This window comes from Pseudomonas sp. SDO5271_S396, assembly GCF_054071795.1.
The window spans coordinates 34,743-50,692 of the sequence record NZ_JBSVWB010000019.1 but is presented as its reverse complement, the minus strand read 5'-3'; the positions used below and the strand labels follow the sequence as shown (position 1 = coordinate 50,692).

The following is a 15,950-nucleotide window of genomic DNA, read 5'->3' as shown; positions in this document are numbered from 1 at the left end:
AACGTGGAGCCGGACCGAACGCTCATGCCGCCGCCCCGCGCATCAGCTCGCCCTGGCCCAGGTCGAAACGCCCCAGCACCTTCACCTTCGATGTACTTCCCAACTCGGCAAAGGACAGCACCGGTACATGGTTGAACTCTTCCAGCAGCAAGGTACGCAGCGGGCTGCGCAGGTCTTGCGCCACCAACATCACGCTTTTGCTCTTGGCACGCAGGGTAAAGGCCTGGTTGAGCAGGTTGACGAGCGCTGCGCTGTTCTCGTCGTCGAGGGCGAAGAACACGCCGGTCTGGGTCTGACGCAAGGCCTCGCGCAGGATGTTCTCGGTGCGCGGCGACAGCAACCAGGCGTGCAGGCCATCGGCTTCGCTGTACTGGTGATAGATCTGCGACTTGAGGGCGATACGTGCATAGTCGGCCAGCGCATCCGGCTCGCGTTCATGCTGGCCGTACTCGATCAACGACTCCACGATCAGGCGCACCGCACGCAACGGAACCCCTTCGCCGGCCAGGCGCTGCAACACGGCGGAAAACCGCGAGAGCGGCATGATGCGTTGCAGTTCCTGAACCAGCTCAGGCTGGTTGTGCTCCAGCCAACTGAGGATCGATTTGCTCTCCTGGATCCCCAAGAACTGCGGTCCGCTGAGCATCATGGCCTGCTTCATGCGATCAAGTATCAGTTGGGTGGCACTGAAGCGCTCCAACGCCGGGTCATCGAGCAACGGATCATCCGGTGCCAGCCAGAGCCAATCCTGCTCATCACGCTCCGCGAGCCCTGGCACAGCGTGTTCAGGCTCGACGGCGAACGCCTTGCGCTCCACGGCTACCCGCGAAACGACCGAGGCTTTCACCATCGGCACTTCGTGAACGCAAAAGCGCATTTCATCGTCAGCCAGTGTGGCATCGAGCTCCACCTCGAAAGGGGGCAGCGTCAGGCCGATGTTGGCCACCAGCGCATTGCGGGACTGGCGAATGCCGTGAATCAGGTCGGTCACTTCAGGAGTGCCGCGCAACACCGGCGAAAACTGCAACAGATAAGGCCGTGACGGGTCGAAACCGCGCAGGTCTTCGGTGCCGTTTTCTTCCGGGCGCACCGCTTCGGTGGCTTCGTTTGCCGGACGCTCCTGGCGTTGACGCTGGCGCACCAGGTAATAGCCCAGCGTTCCGGTAATCAGCGAAATCAGGATGAACACCCCGGTGGGCATGCCCGGCACGGCGGCAAACGCGAGCATGCCCACCGAGGCGATCACCCAGCTCTTGGGTTCACTGGTCATTTGGCGGGCGATTTCAGCGCCCATGTTGCTGATGCCCTTGCGCCCATCCGGTGCCACGCGGGTGATGATCATGCCCGCCGTCAGGGAAATCAGCAGCGCCGGAATCTGGGCGATCAAGCCGTCGCCGATGGTCAGCACGGAGTACAGGGCCATTGACTCGCCAGCGCTCAGACCATGCTGGAACATGCCGGTGGAAAAGCCACCCAGCAGGTTGACCACGACAATGATCAAACCCGCGATGGCATCGCCCTTGACGAACTTCATGGCGCCGTCCATGGCGCCGAACAACTGACTTTCCCGGGACAGCTGATCGCGCTTGTCCCGTGCCTGGATGCCGTCGATCAAACCTGCGCGCAAGTCGCTGTCGATGGACATTTGCTTGCCGGGCATCGCATCGAGACTGAAGCGTGCCGCCACTTCCGCGACCCGCTCCGAGCCTTTGGTGATCACCAGAAAGTTGACCAGGGTCAGGATCAGGAAGATCACCAGCCCCACCGCCAGATTGCCACCCACCACGAAGTTGCCGAACGCTTCGACGATGTCGCCGGCGTCCTGTTCCAGCAGGATCAGACGCGTGGTTGCAATCGACAGCGCCAGCCGAAACATGGTGGTCAGCAACAGAATCGACGGAAACGACGAGAACGCCAGGGGCCCCGGCAGGTACAGGGCCAGCACGATCAACAGACAGGAAATGCAGATGTTGAGCGCGATCAGGATATCCACCAACCAAGTGGGTAGCGGAACGATAAAAATGAAAACAATGGCCATGACCACCACGGCGCCGAGTACTTCGGCGCGCTGTGCCACTTTGAGCAGCACCGCATTGATGGTCGACAGCACGGTCACGCCAGCGCCCCTATGCCGAAACGCTGGTTCTGCAAGCGCTCGTTCTGGGTCAGTTGGTCCATGACCATCAGCAGGAGTTTCACGCTGTCCTTACGCACGCCCTCATCTGGCCACACGGCCAGTGGCAGCTGTCGGAAAGCCGGGTAAAGGCCGTTGAGCGCCGTCAGTTTGTGCGAGGGCTGCTCGCTTCGAAGGTCGTTGAGCAAGTCCGGGATTTCGTTTCCACCAAGGCCGGTGCTGGTGCAGGTCAACAAGCGCTTGAGCAGAGTGACGGGGTCAAACTGGACATTCAAACGCTGGATCAAGTCTTGGCAACTGGAGAGTACGCCGCCCAATTGACTGCAACTGCCCAGCCCCTTCAACAGCGAGCGCAGCGCCGCCGGGGAAATAGACGACGCGCGGGCGGCCATGTCGTCGGCCAACGCTCCGCGCATCACATTCAAGCCGTTCAGGAATTGCTCGCCACCATAGGCGTCCAGCAGCGCATGCAACATAACGGTCAAGGATTGGCGATTGACCACACTGTTGTAATACAGCTCGCGCATCGCCTGACGTTCCTTCGGGTCATCGGTGGCGGCCTGCAACGCCACAGCAATGTTGAGGCCCGCCTGGATTTCGCCTTTGAAGCCTTTTTCCAGATCGGCAAGGATCGTCCGCGCCATTTTGGCCTCGGCCGGCAGCACCTGCGCATCCGTCTGATCGACCACATGCTTGAGCACCACGAATGCACGCGCCGGGTCCCCATCGGTGAGGGTGATCAATTTGGGGACACTCAATTGCTGCTTCTGCAATTCCGTCCAGATGCGCCGGGAAACGGAGGCCAGTGACGCCTTGGCCGGATGACCCAACTGGTCATACAGCTGGGCAATGTGCCGGACAGGCGGGATCTGCACCCCGCTCGATCGCTTGCTCAACTCGCGCGCGGTATCCATGACCTCCTGGCCAAAGAACGGAGCCAGCTCATCGGCCCCCTTGGGCGCCGACGTCGCAGAAGCATCTCGAAGACTTGGTTGATCCAGGCGCTGGATCGTTTGCACATCACTGGAAGATTCGATTTTCATCGGCAGACCCGAACAGGAAGAGTGTGTCCCTGTGTGGCAAGCCACTGTGACCTGGTTCCATCGAAACTTGATGGCTCACTACCGTTGAAAAAACTTGCACGAGCCGTACGTGCCGTTTGCAAAATCTTGCACAAATGCACGGCAATTCAAGATATATACCTATATAAATCAATAGCTTATTTATGAATTCTGCTTGGCACAGCCAGTGCTAAAGGGGTTCCTGACGAAACCATTTCGTCAGCGTTCACCCAGAGGAATACATCGTGAATATCCCTATTGAAGCTTTAGCCCACCTTGTTGGCAGCTCGCCTCAATTCATGCTCCACCTGACGGATGACCAGCAAAAAAAACTTCGACGTTTCATTCACAAGCGCGTGCTCAACCCGGAGGACGCAGACGACCTCCTGCAGTTGACGTACCTGGAAGCCTGGCGCAACCGCGAGCGATTCTGCGGCAACGCGACGCTCAGCACCTGGATGTGTGGCATTGCGCAGAACCTGATCCGCAATCACTTTCGCCGCCTGTACGCCAAGCCCATGCATTGCGAGTTCGACGAATCGCTGTGGCACGGCCTCGAAGAAAGCGACCGGGACCTGGATTGGGAATTCGAGATCAACCGGCGGCTTGAGAAAACCCTGAGCGCCATCGACCACCTGCCGACGGAAATGCGCAAAACGCTGTACGCCTCCCTGGAGACCGACGGCAGCTATCAGGACACCGCCGACGCGTTGGACATTCCCATCGGCACCGTTCGCTCACGCCTGTCGCGCGCGCGTGAACAACTCAAGCGTGCCACCCACACCTCCTTGCGCCCCTAAGCCCGGCCCTTGAGGCGTCGTTGGGCAGCAGGGATATCTGCCCAACACAATCAGGCCCGCCGAGTGTGCCGCAAGAACATCACCCGCCAGCCGAATAGCCGCCGCTCGTCGCCGCAATCGACGATTCCGGTTAAACGGTTGAAAGCGTAGGTAAAAATTCAAAATAAACGCTTGACGCATCGGCCTTCTGCGCGAATAATGCGCGCCACTTGGCTACATAGCTCAGTTGGTTAGAGCATAGCATTCATAATGCTGGGGTCCGGGGTTCAAGTCCCTGTGTAGCCACCAAGTACCTGTTTACAGATGTCTCTATGAGTCTCTAAACAACCTCAAGAAGCCCGCCTAGTGCGGGCTTTCTTGTTTCTGGCTATCTCTCCTTGTACCCCCCTATACCTTCCCTCCGTGTATCCCCCTGTGTATCCTCGACAAATAATTGAACCGAGGGGATACAAGCCCAAATGAAGCGATCCGAGATAAAACGCCGCCCCCTTTCCGATACCGCATTGGCCGGCCTTGAGCCTGATGCCAACGAGTATCGCGAGCTGGACGGGAGCGGCCTTTATTTCCGCGTGAAGCCTGATGGCCAAAAGTCCTGGCAGCTTCGCTACAAGAAGCCCGACGGCAAATGGTCATGGCTTGGGCTTGGCGGTTACCCCGAGGTAAGCGGATCGGTCGCCAGACAGAAAGCTGCCGAATTGCGCACTGACGCCGCCGACGGCAAAAACCCGATCGTTACCAAGCAAGCCCGCAAGAAAGCAGAGAGGGATATCGCCGGCGAGACATTCGAGCCACTGGCGAGAGAGTGGTACGCCTCACGTCTCACCAACTGGGACGCGGGCACCGCCAGGCGAATCATCGGCGCCTTGGAACGTCACGTCTTCCCGGTGTTCGGCAAACGCCCCTATACCGACATCACACCGCTTGAGTGGATGGAGTTTCTGCGCGGCATGGAACAGCAGGGAATCCTTGAGCAAATGAGCCGAGTGCGCTCGTACTGCCGAGACGCCTACGACTTGGCCAGGGTAACTGGCCGGGCAACCCACAACCCGCTTGAGGGGCTGCAAAAATACCTACAGTCCGGTAAGGCCGAGAACTATGCCCACGTCTCACCCGATGAGCTTCCCGGGCTGATCCGAGCAATCGCTGCCTATCCACACGCTCACGATGTGCGCCTCGGCCTGCGCCTGCTGAGCCTGTTCGCCGTGCGCCCCAGCGAGCTGCGAGAGGCGCAGTGGTCGGAGTTCGATTTCGCCAAAAAGGTCTGGACGATCCCAGTCGAGCGCAAAGGCCGGAAAAAGGGACTTGAGCACCTGGTGCCGCTCTCGTTTCAGGCGATCGAGGCGCTAGAAGAACTGCGTCAGTACACCGGCAGCTACCCTATTCTGTTCCCTGGCCGTAGCGACCACACCAAACCGCGCAGCGACACTGTGTTTCTGATGGCGCTGCGCCGGATGGGGTACGAGGGTCGTCAAACCGGGCACGGGTTCAGACACATCGCATCGACGGTCCTCAATGAAAACGGTTTCGACGAGAACCACGTCGAGGCCCAGCTCTCACACAAGAAGCCCGGTGTCGCTGGCGTCTACAACAAGGCCAAGTACCTGCCGCAGCGCACGAAGATGATGCAATGGTATGCGAACTACCTCGACGGATTGGCTGGCGGCGTCGTCATCCAGGGAAACTTCAGCAAGCGCGCTTGAGCTTGTTTCCCTAGCGGGAGTAGACACATATAGAATTAAAGCAATAACTGTACAGATAGCCAGTACAGGGACAGTGCCAGCGTTTTGGCCAGCCTAGCCCGACGGGGCGAAAAGCGGACACTCATCCGCCTGGCCGGTCAATCTAATGAGTAATGCCGGAGGGCATTTAAGTGTCGGAAATTCCAACTGCGGACCAATTTTACAAATTGTCCCTTGTAGCAGATCGGTACGAAGACCTGGGTTCGAAAGCCATCGACTTCGAGCTGGATGCGCTGGCTGTAGACGGTTATCGCGACGCGGACGTCCCGGCAGTCGCCACGACTTGTGCAAAGCTGCTCAAGGAAAAACATGACGAAGCTCTCGGCGACGACTGCAAAGCAACTATTGAATGGATCGAGGCCGAACCTGCTTTTGCCATGGCTTTTAAGTCGCTTGGGTACATCAAGGTTGGGGACGATCATTGGCACGGCCCTATCCAGCGAGAATTAGAGCGATGGGTGCCTAGATTGCGGGATGAAAAGAACTCGTCTTCACGTTACCTATCTACGACCATAGCCCGCATCCCAAACCATTATCTGAAATACATATCGCGGCTCGCTGGAGCTTGCCACAGATACATAAGCGGGATCGGACATCGCGCCGTAATCGAAGGTCCTTCGACCATACGGCGTCTCAAAGACCTGATTGCAGAGTTTGAAGAAGTGCTCAGCACTGAATGGTTACCGGACAGCCTTAGGACAAATCTCGCGTATAGCTTTAGGACAAAATCGGCACTGGAAACGCTTGAGCATCACGCAGATATTGCGTCTCCAACAAGTCGACGGAATGACGTGGACCTTCCTACGCGTCTTTTCGCCACCGACCTGCTGAGGATCAACCAAGATATGTTTCGATCCTTCCACAAGAAATCTGTGTTTCACCTAATGGGGCTGTCTTTTGTGGAAAGACCGCTGGAGATGCGAACGATCGAAAGGCTTGCAAAGAACGAAGTTGATGCTCATCGAGAAATTGCGGCTAAGCGTATCTCCGACAAAAGAGGCCTGGATTACGACTATGTTCTGGCGACACTAAAAGCAAATAAAAGCTTCACCTTCCCGCGCGAGAACACAGGTTGAAATAATGGCGCTTTGTCGTGCCCAAAGCGCCAACGAATTGCGAACCTGTCTCCCGTAATCTCCAGTTATTACGGGAAACGCATCATGCAAACATTCCACACGCCTCACCAGCCGTCCGCCGCCGCCGCGCAGAACTTCGACCCGGCTATCACCCTGATTCGCATGCCGGATCTGGAGGCAATCACTGGCCTTGCCCGGCCTACCGTGTACAAACGCCTCAAAGACGACCCGACCTTTCCGCGCCCAGTTCCACTGAGCAACAGCAAGTCACGCGGCTCACCGGTTGGCTTCGTGCTGGCCGAGGTCCAAGCCTCGGTTCGCCAGCGCATCGCACTGCGCGGTGAGGTGGCATAAATGACCGAACAAAAAAAAGGCCAACCCAAAAAGGCCAGCCCGGAAAATTCTCAAGCCGATACTACCACCAGCACCGGGAAAGCGCCGACAAAGATCAGCCGCATCCTGGGCCACCTGTTGCAAGGCAGCAGCCTCAATCGCTTCGAGGCGGAACGCCTGGGAGACCATTGCCTCCACTCGACCATTAGCAGCCTGGCGAACGGCTACGGTTTGAATTTCAGCCGCCTGATGGAGAGCGTGCCGAATAACTGGGGCCTGCCGTGCCTGGTGACCCGATACAGCCTGCCCATGTCCGAGCGCAAGCGCGGTCGATACGTGCTGGCCACGCTTGAGAAGAGTGGCGCGCCGCGCCGTCAGGTGGCGGTATGAGCGCGTCGCTAATGTTCTGCGATGAACGGTCGATAAGTTTCCTTGCCAGCATTAACGCTCGTCGGTATGGTTCGCTGGTCGCTGCAAATTCAGCGACCGGGCTTGGTAACCCGTTGAACGTTAGGCGCAACAGCGCCCCCATTACGATTGCAGGCGCTTTTTTTACGCCCGCAAATCCGTTTTATGGCGGCTGTGCGTGGGAGGCATTCGTGCCTGCCGGGTTCCTAACGTCCCGGTTTACCAACCTGCGCACAGCTGCCACCCATTCGCTTGGTAACGAACGTGGCAGCTCCTCAAATACGTTAGGAGCTCCACCTATGCATGCCCTAAATCCGTCCGCAATTCGCGCATACGCTCACCGCCGCATGGCCCTGAGTGCCCTTCGCGCAAAATCGTCCCTTTCCGTCCGCCTCGCCCGCTACAACGCCCACATGGATATCGTCCGAACCCTTGAAGCCGCAGGGGGTGCGCAATGACTACTACCGCCCGCACGACGACTGCGATCGCACGCGACGCTCTCGACCAACTCGCAGTTTGCAAAGAGACCTTGCGCCAGCTCGAGGCATTGTTCTGGAGCATCAAGACGGAGACCCGCAGCAGCTCCCAGTCGAAGTTAGCCGCGGTGGGCGCCTTCGTCTCGCTCGACATAGGCGACTTAGTTGATGGCACCGTGTCGGAGTGGAGCAAGGAACTGGATGACCTTGAAGACGCAGGGGGTGCCGAATGAGCGCCAAACCAAAGGCAACTGCCTACAAAGAGATCGCAGACGAGGCAGTATTCCAGCTGGCGTGCGGCAAAGAGTTCGCCAGCTGGATGGCTGCGCTGATGACCTCTATCCGAGACGACCATAAGCTCTCTGATGGAAGGAACTCTGCAAATCTCGCTGAGCTAGGGGTGTATCTGGCCGACGCCCACCTGGCCGACGTAGAGCGCAGTGTCGATGATATTAACGGGAGCCTGTCGAGCCTCGGGGAGGGTGCGCAATGAGCCAGTCCACCCACAGCAATAGAAGTGTCATCGACGATCTACGAGACGTGCATGACGTTATGGCCTTGCTGGCGCTGTCTTTCGCGCTGATCGCGTCCCCCTCGACTCACATACTGGTGGCCCGTGTGACTGCTGTATTCGCTCAACACACCGCCATGGCCTGGGCCGAACTGCTCGGCGAGCTGGCGCTACTGATCATTAGAAAGGCCAGCGCTATGGCCGCTACATTCGAGGAGCAAGCGCTGGACCAACTGACCAAGGACGCACGCCTAGCACTCAGGCAAGGCGCAGATCCGCGAAAGCTCATTCGGGAAATGCGTCTGTAGTCAGGTTGATCAAACTGCTATTCGCATAGCAGTTTCCGGCACCTGACCTACCGCATTGGGAGCCCAGGCGGGCAGTAGCATTATTTACTCGGACGGTTTCGGTGGAGGCGGAGCCCACGACATCAGCGCTTCAATGCTGTCAGAGCTGGAGAGCAGGTTCTTTGCCTCCTGAACCTTTGTTAAAAGCTCCGAGCGAGCTTCACCCCCCATATCAACTGAGCGGGTGGTGACGTCGTCAAAAAAATCTTGGAGCTTTCTATCGGAGCTCCACTTGTCGATGATCTTCAGCAGTTTGCTTAGCGAGTCTTCCCGGGCCCGGATAATCAGCGAACGTTGGTAGTTCGCTGTCGCTATTGCACATTCAGCCTCCCACCTCATTCGCTCTTCGGCCGCCTGGCGGTCAGCCTCAGCGATCTGGGACACCAAGGTTTTCGCCCTATCAACTAAAGCCAATGCGATATCGTCGAGTTGCTTCAGGAGGCTAACTTTGTCCTCTGTCCAGGTACGAGCCCAGTCCACACGGCCATAGGGACTATAAGCCCTGAGGCATAGTCGCTTGGAAGCAACGCGCTGATTACTCCGCCGGTAAAATGTCTTCGTCCTTCTGTCCCACAGGCTAGGCTTGAGCACTTTGGCCTCTTTTACCGGCACATACTGGCCATCTATGTAGACCATCTCTCTTTCGACCGTAGCCTCGTAGATAGTCAGTCCTATCGCTATCTCGTCGATGAAGACCAATGTTGGCCGACCAGGCGCCCACATGTTTGTCTCGAAAACCGATCGCTTCAGCCGTCCCTCCTCGCCTCCGAGCTCCTTACGGGTGAACCCGCTTTCGCCGCATGCGATCGAAAGTCGATGTTCACCGAAACAAGTAGCGAGCTTCAGCAGAACTGACGCTGCCCTCTGAAGCGTGGGTTCAGTAACTACCAGATCGGGGAGGTTTCTCTTTGCAGGCTTGAGATAGCCGTCGCCAGCGACTCGGCTACGCGTGAATGAGGCCAAAGAGTCCATCACTATCGTGCGCCGGGCACTGGCTTTCTTCGGAGCAGCTTCAATCAGTTCAACCTCCGCTTTACGCGGTAACTGATCGCCCTTTCTCCATTCAGTGGGATCACCAGGTTGGGGCTTGGGCAAGGGCGGAATCTTCGGCCTCTGTCCAGACTGTTTCCTGGCCCAATAGCCTCGCGGTGGACGGGGTATGTTCAGGCGAGCACAAACCCGAGCCAGGAATACCGAGGAAACTCCATATTTTGGAGCCAGGGAGAGCATAGGCGTTGCCCATACCTCGGAGTAAAGGGTTTCCCTTTGGACGCGATCCTGGCTCATCTCCTACCTCTGAATTGGCCTGGAGGCTAAATTTGTCACGCTGACAGTTTTTTCCGAGATCGTCAAAAGACCAGCAAAATGCAACTGTGGCGCGGCCTTTTATCACTTCAGCCAGCAACACTTCGCTCCTGCGCTAAAGTTTTAAAGCCGGGGCCAGTGCCCGGTCGGCCAGCCTGGTAACCATTAACCATGGCCGCTCGCTGCGCCAGGCTGACCGTCATATGCTGGGCCGGACTGGGCCAGATAGAGGGGTCGACATAAGAGAGAGGGATAATCAGGGGATGGCGGAAAGCATTGATCGTTTTCTACGCCTCGACGAGGTACTTCATATCACTGGCCTTGGTCGTAACACGATTTATCGTAGGATCAAGGAAGGCACCTTTCCAAAGCAGATCCGGATAGGACCGAACTCGGTAGCTTGGCGTCAGTCGGCAATAGCCATGTGGATGTCCGATCCGACCCGGGCAATTGAGGACTTATGATCTTTCGTTGGTTTTTACAAATCACCAGGGTGAGGCGCGCATGGCTGTCCTACCGAAATGGGAGCCAGTTTAATGAGGAATATCCCGCCGCGCGGAACGAACGCCATCATTGCGAAAACCAACCCCATGAATGACGTACGAACGACGTTGAATGATCGTTCTGCGAAACACCCCATGAATGCCCGCTACCCTGGTCCGGGGTGGTGCTGGAGCCTGGTCAGAAAGCAAGGGAAGATCACCGTCCGTCGGCAATGGTCGATCAGTTCCCATCAAGAAAACCGGTATCCGCGATGAGGCAAAAAAGAGCCCAGTAGAACGCGCCGTGTATCCCCATGTGTATCCCTAACAGATTTACACCTCAATAAGCTCTATAAATACAAGTAGTTATCTGTCCAGTTCAAATGTCTGTGTACCACCAAGTACTAAAAACGGCTTACCGAAAGGTAAGCCGTTTTTTTATGCCTCGGGAAAAGCACTCAGGCATACTCGCTGCCGTTCGCCTCCCCCCGACAGGAACCCCTTCATGAGCTTTGACGTGTTCGCGATCATCATGCTGGGTGCTGCGCTCCACGCGACCTGGAACGCGGTGGTCAAAGGTGGGGGCGACAAGTTGCTGACCACGTGCATGATCACGGCCATTGCCTCGCTGATGGCGCTGCTCGTCATTCCGTTCCTCGACGTGCCGGCCAGCGAGAGCTGGCCGTTCATCGGCGCGTCGGTGGTGTTTCAGGTGGTGTATTTCGTGCTGGTGGCATCGACCTACCGTATTGCCGACATGAGCCAGACGTATCCGATCATGCGCGGCACCGCGCCGCTGCTGGTGGCGGCGGCGAGCGTGTTATGGCTGTCGGAGCCGCTATCGGCGTTCGCCTGGTGTGGGATTGCGGTGATTTGCGTCGGCATTCTGAGCATGGCAGCAGCACCGTCGGCCGGGCAGCGCAAAGGCCTGATCCTGGCGTTGGTCAATGCCGGTGTCATTGCGGGCTACACCTTGATCGATGGCGTGGGGGTGCGCAAATCCGCTGCACCAGCCGCCTACACGCTGTGGATATTTCTGCTGACCGGCATTCCGCTGGCTGCCTGGGCACTGGCTGCCCGTCGCGCGCAGTTCACCGCGTACGTGGCACGCCACTGGCGCCTTGGCGTCGTGGGTGGTTTAGGTACGATTGCTTCCTACGGCCTGGCGCTATGGGCCATGACCGCTGCGCCGATTGCCACGGTTTCAGCCCTGCGGGAAACCTCGATCCTGTTTGGCGTACTGATTTCGGCGTTGGTACTCAAAGAGCACCTGACCCGCACCCGGATCATCGCGGCCTGCATCATTGCCGCCGGCGCGATGGTGCTGCGACTGGGCTGACCCCTGGCAATGAAGCGATGCGCCGGCCTTCATCGATTCGCAGGGCAAGATCCGGTAGACATGCAATTGCGCCGCGAAAAACACCCCAACTGTATTTTGACCCTCCCCTGCCCCGCTGTTAGTGTCCAGGCTCCCTCACGCACGGAGTGCCCACGGTGAAACTGGACATTTACCAAGTCGACGCTTTCAGCGCCCAACCCTTCGGCGGCAACCCCGCCGCGGTCTGCCCGCTCGAACAGTGGCTGCCAGACGAACAACTGCAGGCCATCGCCGCCGAAAACAACCTCTCCGAAACCGCGTATTTCGTGCCCCGTGGCGACGTTTACGAACTGCGCTGGTTCACCCCGGAAGTCGAGGTGGACCTGTGCGGCCATGCCACATTGGCCGCCGCCTGGGTGCTGATTCACCAGTTGCCGGACGCGCCCGAAGTACTGCGTTTTGCCACCCGTAGCGGTGAGCTGCGCGTGACACGTCAGGGCGATGAACTGGCGATGGACTTCCCCGCCAAGGCCCCCCAGGCCTGCGAAGCGCCCGCCGGGATGCTCAGTGCGCTGGGCGTCGAACAGGCCGACGTGTTCAGCACCGACGACTACATCGTGTTGCTTGACGACGAAGCCCAGGTCGCTGCCCTGACACCGGATTTCGCACGCCTCAAAGGCCTGCCCAAACGCGGGATCGCCGTCACGGCCAAGAGCACGCGGTTCGACTTCATCTCCCGCTGGTTCGGGCCGAATGTGGGAGTCAATGAGGACCCGGTCACCGGTTCCGCCCACACGTCGCTCGCGCCGTTCTGGGCCGAGCGCCTGGGCAAGCGACAGTTGAGCGCCGAACAGGGCGGCAAGCGGCGCGGTCAATTGCGCTGCGAACTCAAGGGCGACCGGGTGATCATTTCCGGCAAGGCCGTGCTGTACCTGCAAGGCACGATTTACCTGTAAGAGCCGCACCTCAAGGACAACAGATCATTCTCACAATGAACGGAGTTCAGCGCGTGTTTTCGATTTCCCGCCGTCAACTGTCGGTACTCGCCATCGCCCTCAGCCTGGTGGCCTGCCACACCCCGGTCAACGAACCACCACCGGCACCGGAGCTGGGTTCCGGCTATCGCACGGACCTTGCCACCCGCCATGCCGAACGCCATATGGCGGCGGCCGCCAACCCGTTGGCCGCCGAAGCCGGTCGCGAAATGTTGCGCAGGGGCGGCTCGGCAATCGATGCGGCTATCGCCATGCAGGCGGTGTTGACGCTGGTGGAGCCGCAGTCATCGGGCATCGGCGGCGGCGCCTTTATCATGCTCTGGGACGGGAAGCAGGTGCACGCCTATGACGGTCGCGAAACCGCGCCAGCCGGGGCGACCGAAGGAATATTCCTGAAGGCGAACGGCAAGCCAATGGCCTTTTCCGAGGCGCAGATTGGCGGGCGTTCGGTGGCGACACCGGGCGTGTTGCGCGCGCTGCAAATGGCCCACAAAAAAACCGGACACCTGCAATGGGCCCAACTGTTCGAACCGGCTATTCGCCTGGCCGAACAGGGGGTCGCGATTTCCCCGCGCTTGCACAGTTTGATCGCCGCCGACCGGTTTATCCCGCAATCGCCGGAGATGGCCGCGTACTTTCTGAATGCCGACGGTACGCCCAAGGCCACCGGCACACGATTGAAAAACCCGGCATTGGCCGCGGTGTTCAAACGTATCGCCCAGGAAGGGCCCGACGCGCTCTACCATGGGCCGATTGCCGAAGAGATCGCGCGCAAGGTCCAGGGCCATCGCAATGCGGGCAGCTTGTCGCCGGCGGACCTGATGAACTACACGGCCAAGGAGCGCACACCGCTGTGCACCGACTACAAGCAATGGAAGGTCTGTGGCATGCCGCCGCCGTCGTCGGGCGGGATTGCCATCGCGCAGATCCTGGGCACGTTGCAGGCGCTGGAAAACCGCGACCCGCGCCTGGCCATCGCGCCGCTGGCGCCGCTGAAAAGTACCTCGCCGGCAGGCCTTGAGCCGACGCCCGAAGCCGTGCACCTGTTGGCCGAAGCCGGCCGCCTGGCGTTTGCCGATCGCGCGCTGTATGTGGCCGATGCGGACTTCGTGCCCGTGCCGGTTGCCGGCCTCGTAGCGCCGGACTATCTGGCTCGTCGCGCCGCCTTGATTGGTGAGCGCAGCATGGGCGTGGCCAAACCCGGCGTGCCGGCGGGCCTACAGGTGGCCTATGCGCCGGACCGTTCGCCGCTGCGCATCTCGACCTCGCAAGTTGTCGCGGTGGACGATCAGGGCGGCGCCGTATCGATGACCACCACCGTAGAAGCCGCCTTCGGCTCCCACGTAATGGTTCAGGGCTTCTTGCTGAACAACCAGATGACCGACTTCTCGTTCATTCCCGAGGAGAACGGCCAGCCCGTGGCCAACCGCGTGCAACCCGGCAAGCGTCCGCGCTCGGCCATGGCGCCAACGCTGGTGTTCGACCGCCGGAGCGGCGAGCTGCTGGCCACGGTAGGATCGCCGGGCGGCTCGCAAATCATCGAGTACGTGAGCAAGTCACTGGTGGCGATGCTCGACTGGAAACTCGACCCCCAGGCCGCCATCAGCCTGCCCAACTTTGGCAGCCGCAATGGTGCCACCGAGCTGGAAGCCGGCCTGTTCAGCCCCGCGCTGAAGCAGGCACTCAAGGACAAGGGCCACGCCTTGAGCGAGATCGACATGACCAGCGGCATCCAGGCCATCGTTCGCAGCCGCGACGCCCAAGGCAAGGTGACGCTGAGTGGTGGTGCCGACCCTCGGCGCGAGGGCGAAGCGTACGGTGACTGACGCGCGGCTCAGCGGCTGATCTTCAAGCCCTTGCGCTGTGCATGCCGCTCCAGCGCGAGGTCGATCAGCCGACTGACCAGCTCGCTGTAACTCATGCCGCTCGCCTGCCACAACTTGGGGTACATGCTGATACGCGTGAAGCCGGGCAGTGAGTTGATTTCATTCACCAGCACCTCACCGTCTTCGGTAAGAAACACATCGACCCGCGCCAGACCGGCGCAACCCAGCGCCTGGAAGGCATCGATGGCCAAGCGACGAATGCGTTCGCTGGCCTCGGCGCTGATCGCCGCCGGCACCACCACCTGCGCGGCTTGTGCGTCGATGTATTTGCTGTCGTAGGAGTAGAAGCCGCTGCTCACCACGATCTCGCCACAACCACTGGCGATGGGATCGTCGTTGCCCAACACGGCGCATTCGATTTCCCGGCCCTGCACGGCGGACTCCACCAGCACTTTTTCATCGAACCCCAGGGCGAGCTCGACCGCCGCATGGTACTCCGTCTCGGTGGCGACTTTGCTCACACCCACCGAGGAGCCCTGGTTGGCAGGTTTGACGAACATCGGCAGGCCGAGCGTGCGCTGCGCCGTCTCGAAAGACGTGCGCGCTGCGTTGGCACGGGTCAGGGTAATGAACGGCGTCACGGCAATACCGGCGTCGCGCAGCAGGCGCTTGCTGATGTCCTTGTCCATGCACACCGCCGAACCCAGCACATCGGAACCGACAAATGGCAGGTCGGCCATACGCAGCAGGCCTTGCAGGCAGCCGTCTTCGCCGAGGGTGCCGTGGACAATCGGGAAGATCACGTCGATATGTTCCAGCATGCCGTTGCTGGCGGTTTCCACCACTTGCCGGCTGGCCTTGCCCGGCACCACCGCCAGCTCACGGTTGGACTGGTTGAGGGCGATCAGCGCCGGGTTTTCCTGGTTGATCAGGTAGTTCGAGGTGTCGTTGAGGTGCCAGTGGCCGGCCTTGTCGATACCGATCAGCACGGGTTCGAAGCGTGTACGGTCAAGGGCATCGACGATATTGCGCGCCGATTGCAGCGACACTTCGTGCTCCGCCGAACGGCCACCAAAAATAATACCTACCCGCACCTTGCTCATGACCCGGCCTCACTGTTGAAAGTAAGGCTTCTTACC

The 15,950-nt window shown here is 59.4% G+C and carries 16 protein-coding genes and 1 tRNA gene; 13 read left to right on the top strand and 4 right to left on the bottom strand.

All coding sequences use genetic code 11. From position 1 onward, the window contains the following. Nucleotides 1-22: 22 nt before the first annotated feature. Nucleotides 23-2,116 (bottom strand): type III secretion system export apparatus subunit SctV, encoded by a 2,094-nt coding sequence (gene sctV, locus ACW9IN_RS15080; RefSeq protein WP_457366636.1) that lies wholly within the window; start codon nt 2,114-2,116, stop codon nt 23-25. Then, nucleotides 2,113-3,177, bottom strand: coding sequence for a type III secretion system gatekeeper subunit SctW (gene sctW, locus ACW9IN_RS15075; protein ID WP_457366635.1), 1,065 nt, complete (start codon nt 3,175-3,177; stop codon nt 2,113-2,115). The genes sctV and sctW overlap by 4 nt, the downstream gene beginning before the upstream one ends. A gap of 263 nt (nt 3,178-3,440) precedes the next feature. Here sctW and ACW9IN_RS15070 point away from each other — a divergent pair, with 263 nt between their 5' ends. From ACW9IN_RS15070 to ACW9IN_RS15030, 9 genes are all read left to right on the top strand, one after another. Continuing rightward, nucleotides 3,441-3,995, top strand: coding sequence for an RNA polymerase sigma factor (locus tag ACW9IN_RS15070; RefSeq protein WP_457366634.1), 555 nt, complete (start codon nt 3,441-3,443; stop codon nt 3,993-3,995). A 211-nt stretch (nt 3,996-4,206) separates the two neighbouring features. Next, nucleotides 4,207-4,283: transfer RNA gene (locus ACW9IN_RS15065), tRNA-Met, on the top strand. A gap of 170 nt (nt 4,284-4,453) precedes the next feature. Then, the gene (locus ACW9IN_RS15060; protein ID WP_457366633.1) at nt 4,454-5,695 is read left to right on the top strand and encodes a tyrosine-type recombinase/integrase; all 1,242 of its coding nucleotides are present in this window, start codon (nt 4,454-4,456) and stop codon (nt 5,693-5,695) included. Nucleotides 5,696-5,865: 170 nt separating this feature from the next. Then, nucleotides 5,866-6,810 (top strand): hypothetical protein, encoded by a 945-nt coding sequence (locus ACW9IN_RS15055; protein WP_457366632.1) that lies wholly within the window; start codon nt 5,866-5,868, stop codon nt 6,808-6,810. Between the two features lie 84 nt (nt 6,811-6,894). Continuing rightward, nucleotides 6,895-7,164: a helix-turn-helix transcriptional regulator gene (locus ACW9IN_RS15050; RefSeq protein WP_457366631.1), complete on the top strand. Its 270-nt coding sequence runs from the start codon at nt 6,895-6,897 to the stop codon at nt 7,162-7,164. Then, nucleotides 7,165-7,533 (top strand): hypothetical protein, encoded by a 369-nt coding sequence (locus ACW9IN_RS15045; protein ID WP_457366630.1) that lies wholly within the window; start codon nt 7,165-7,167, stop codon nt 7,531-7,533. Between the two features lie 472 nt (nt 7,534-8,005). Then, nucleotides 8,006-8,260, top strand: a complete 255-nt coding sequence (locus tag ACW9IN_RS15040) for a hypothetical protein (RefSeq protein ID WP_057010593.1) — start codon at nt 8,006-8,008, stop codon at nt 8,258-8,260. Further along, nucleotides 8,257-8,520: a hypothetical protein gene (locus ACW9IN_RS15035; RefSeq protein WP_457366629.1), complete on the top strand. Its 264-nt coding sequence runs from the start codon at nt 8,257-8,259 to the stop codon at nt 8,518-8,520. Before ACW9IN_RS15040 ends, ACW9IN_RS15035 begins: the two co-directional genes overlap by 4 nt. After that, entirely contained in the window at nt 8,517-8,846 is a 330-nt protein-coding gene (locus ACW9IN_RS15030) for a hypothetical protein (protein WP_457366689.1), read from the top strand. The genes ACW9IN_RS15035 and ACW9IN_RS15030 overlap by 4 nt, the downstream gene beginning before the upstream one ends. An 84-nt stretch (nt 8,847-8,930) precedes the next feature. On the opposite strand, the gene ACW9IN_RS15025 is transcribed toward ACW9IN_RS15030, so the two are convergent. Then, a complete protein-coding gene (locus ACW9IN_RS15025) occupies nt 8,931-9,980 on the bottom strand; it encodes a hypothetical protein (protein WP_457366628.1) in 1,050 nt (349 codons plus the stop codon). 473 nt (nt 9,981-10,453) lie between these two features. Between ACW9IN_RS15025 and ACW9IN_RS15020 the strand changes: the two genes are divergently transcribed. From ACW9IN_RS15020 to ggt, 4 genes are all read left to right on the top strand, one after another. Continuing rightward, nucleotides 10,454-10,654: a helix-turn-helix transcriptional regulator gene (locus ACW9IN_RS15020; RefSeq protein WP_057010858.1), complete on the top strand. Its 201-nt coding sequence runs from the start codon at nt 10,454-10,456 to the stop codon at nt 10,652-10,654. Between the two features lie 523 nt (nt 10,655-11,177). Beyond that, nucleotides 11,178-12,011, top strand: a complete 834-nt coding sequence (locus tag ACW9IN_RS15015; RefSeq protein WP_457366627.1) for an EamA family transporter — start codon at nt 11,178-11,180, stop codon at nt 12,009-12,011. Nucleotides 12,012-12,166: 155 nt separating this feature from the next. Further along, nucleotides 12,167-12,946 (top strand): PhzF family phenazine biosynthesis protein, encoded by a 780-nt coding sequence (locus ACW9IN_RS15010; RefSeq protein WP_457366626.1) that lies wholly within the window; start codon nt 12,167-12,169, stop codon nt 12,944-12,946. A gap of 35 nt (nt 12,947-12,981) precedes the next feature. After that, nucleotides 12,982-14,811, top strand: a complete 1,830-nt coding sequence (gene ggt / locus ACW9IN_RS15005; RefSeq protein ID WP_457366625.1) for a gamma-glutamyltransferase — start codon at nt 12,982-12,984, stop codon at nt 14,809-14,811. Nucleotides 14,812-14,819: 8 nt separating this feature from the next. Here the strand turns inward: ggt and ddlA are convergent, their stop codons facing one another. Next, the gene (gene ddlA, locus ACW9IN_RS15000) at nt 14,820-15,914 is read right to left on the bottom strand and encodes a D-alanine--D-alanine ligase (protein WP_457366624.1); all 1,095 of its coding nucleotides are present in this window, start codon (nt 15,912-15,914) and stop codon (nt 14,820-14,822) included. Nucleotides 15,915-15,950: the final 36 nt, after the last annotated feature.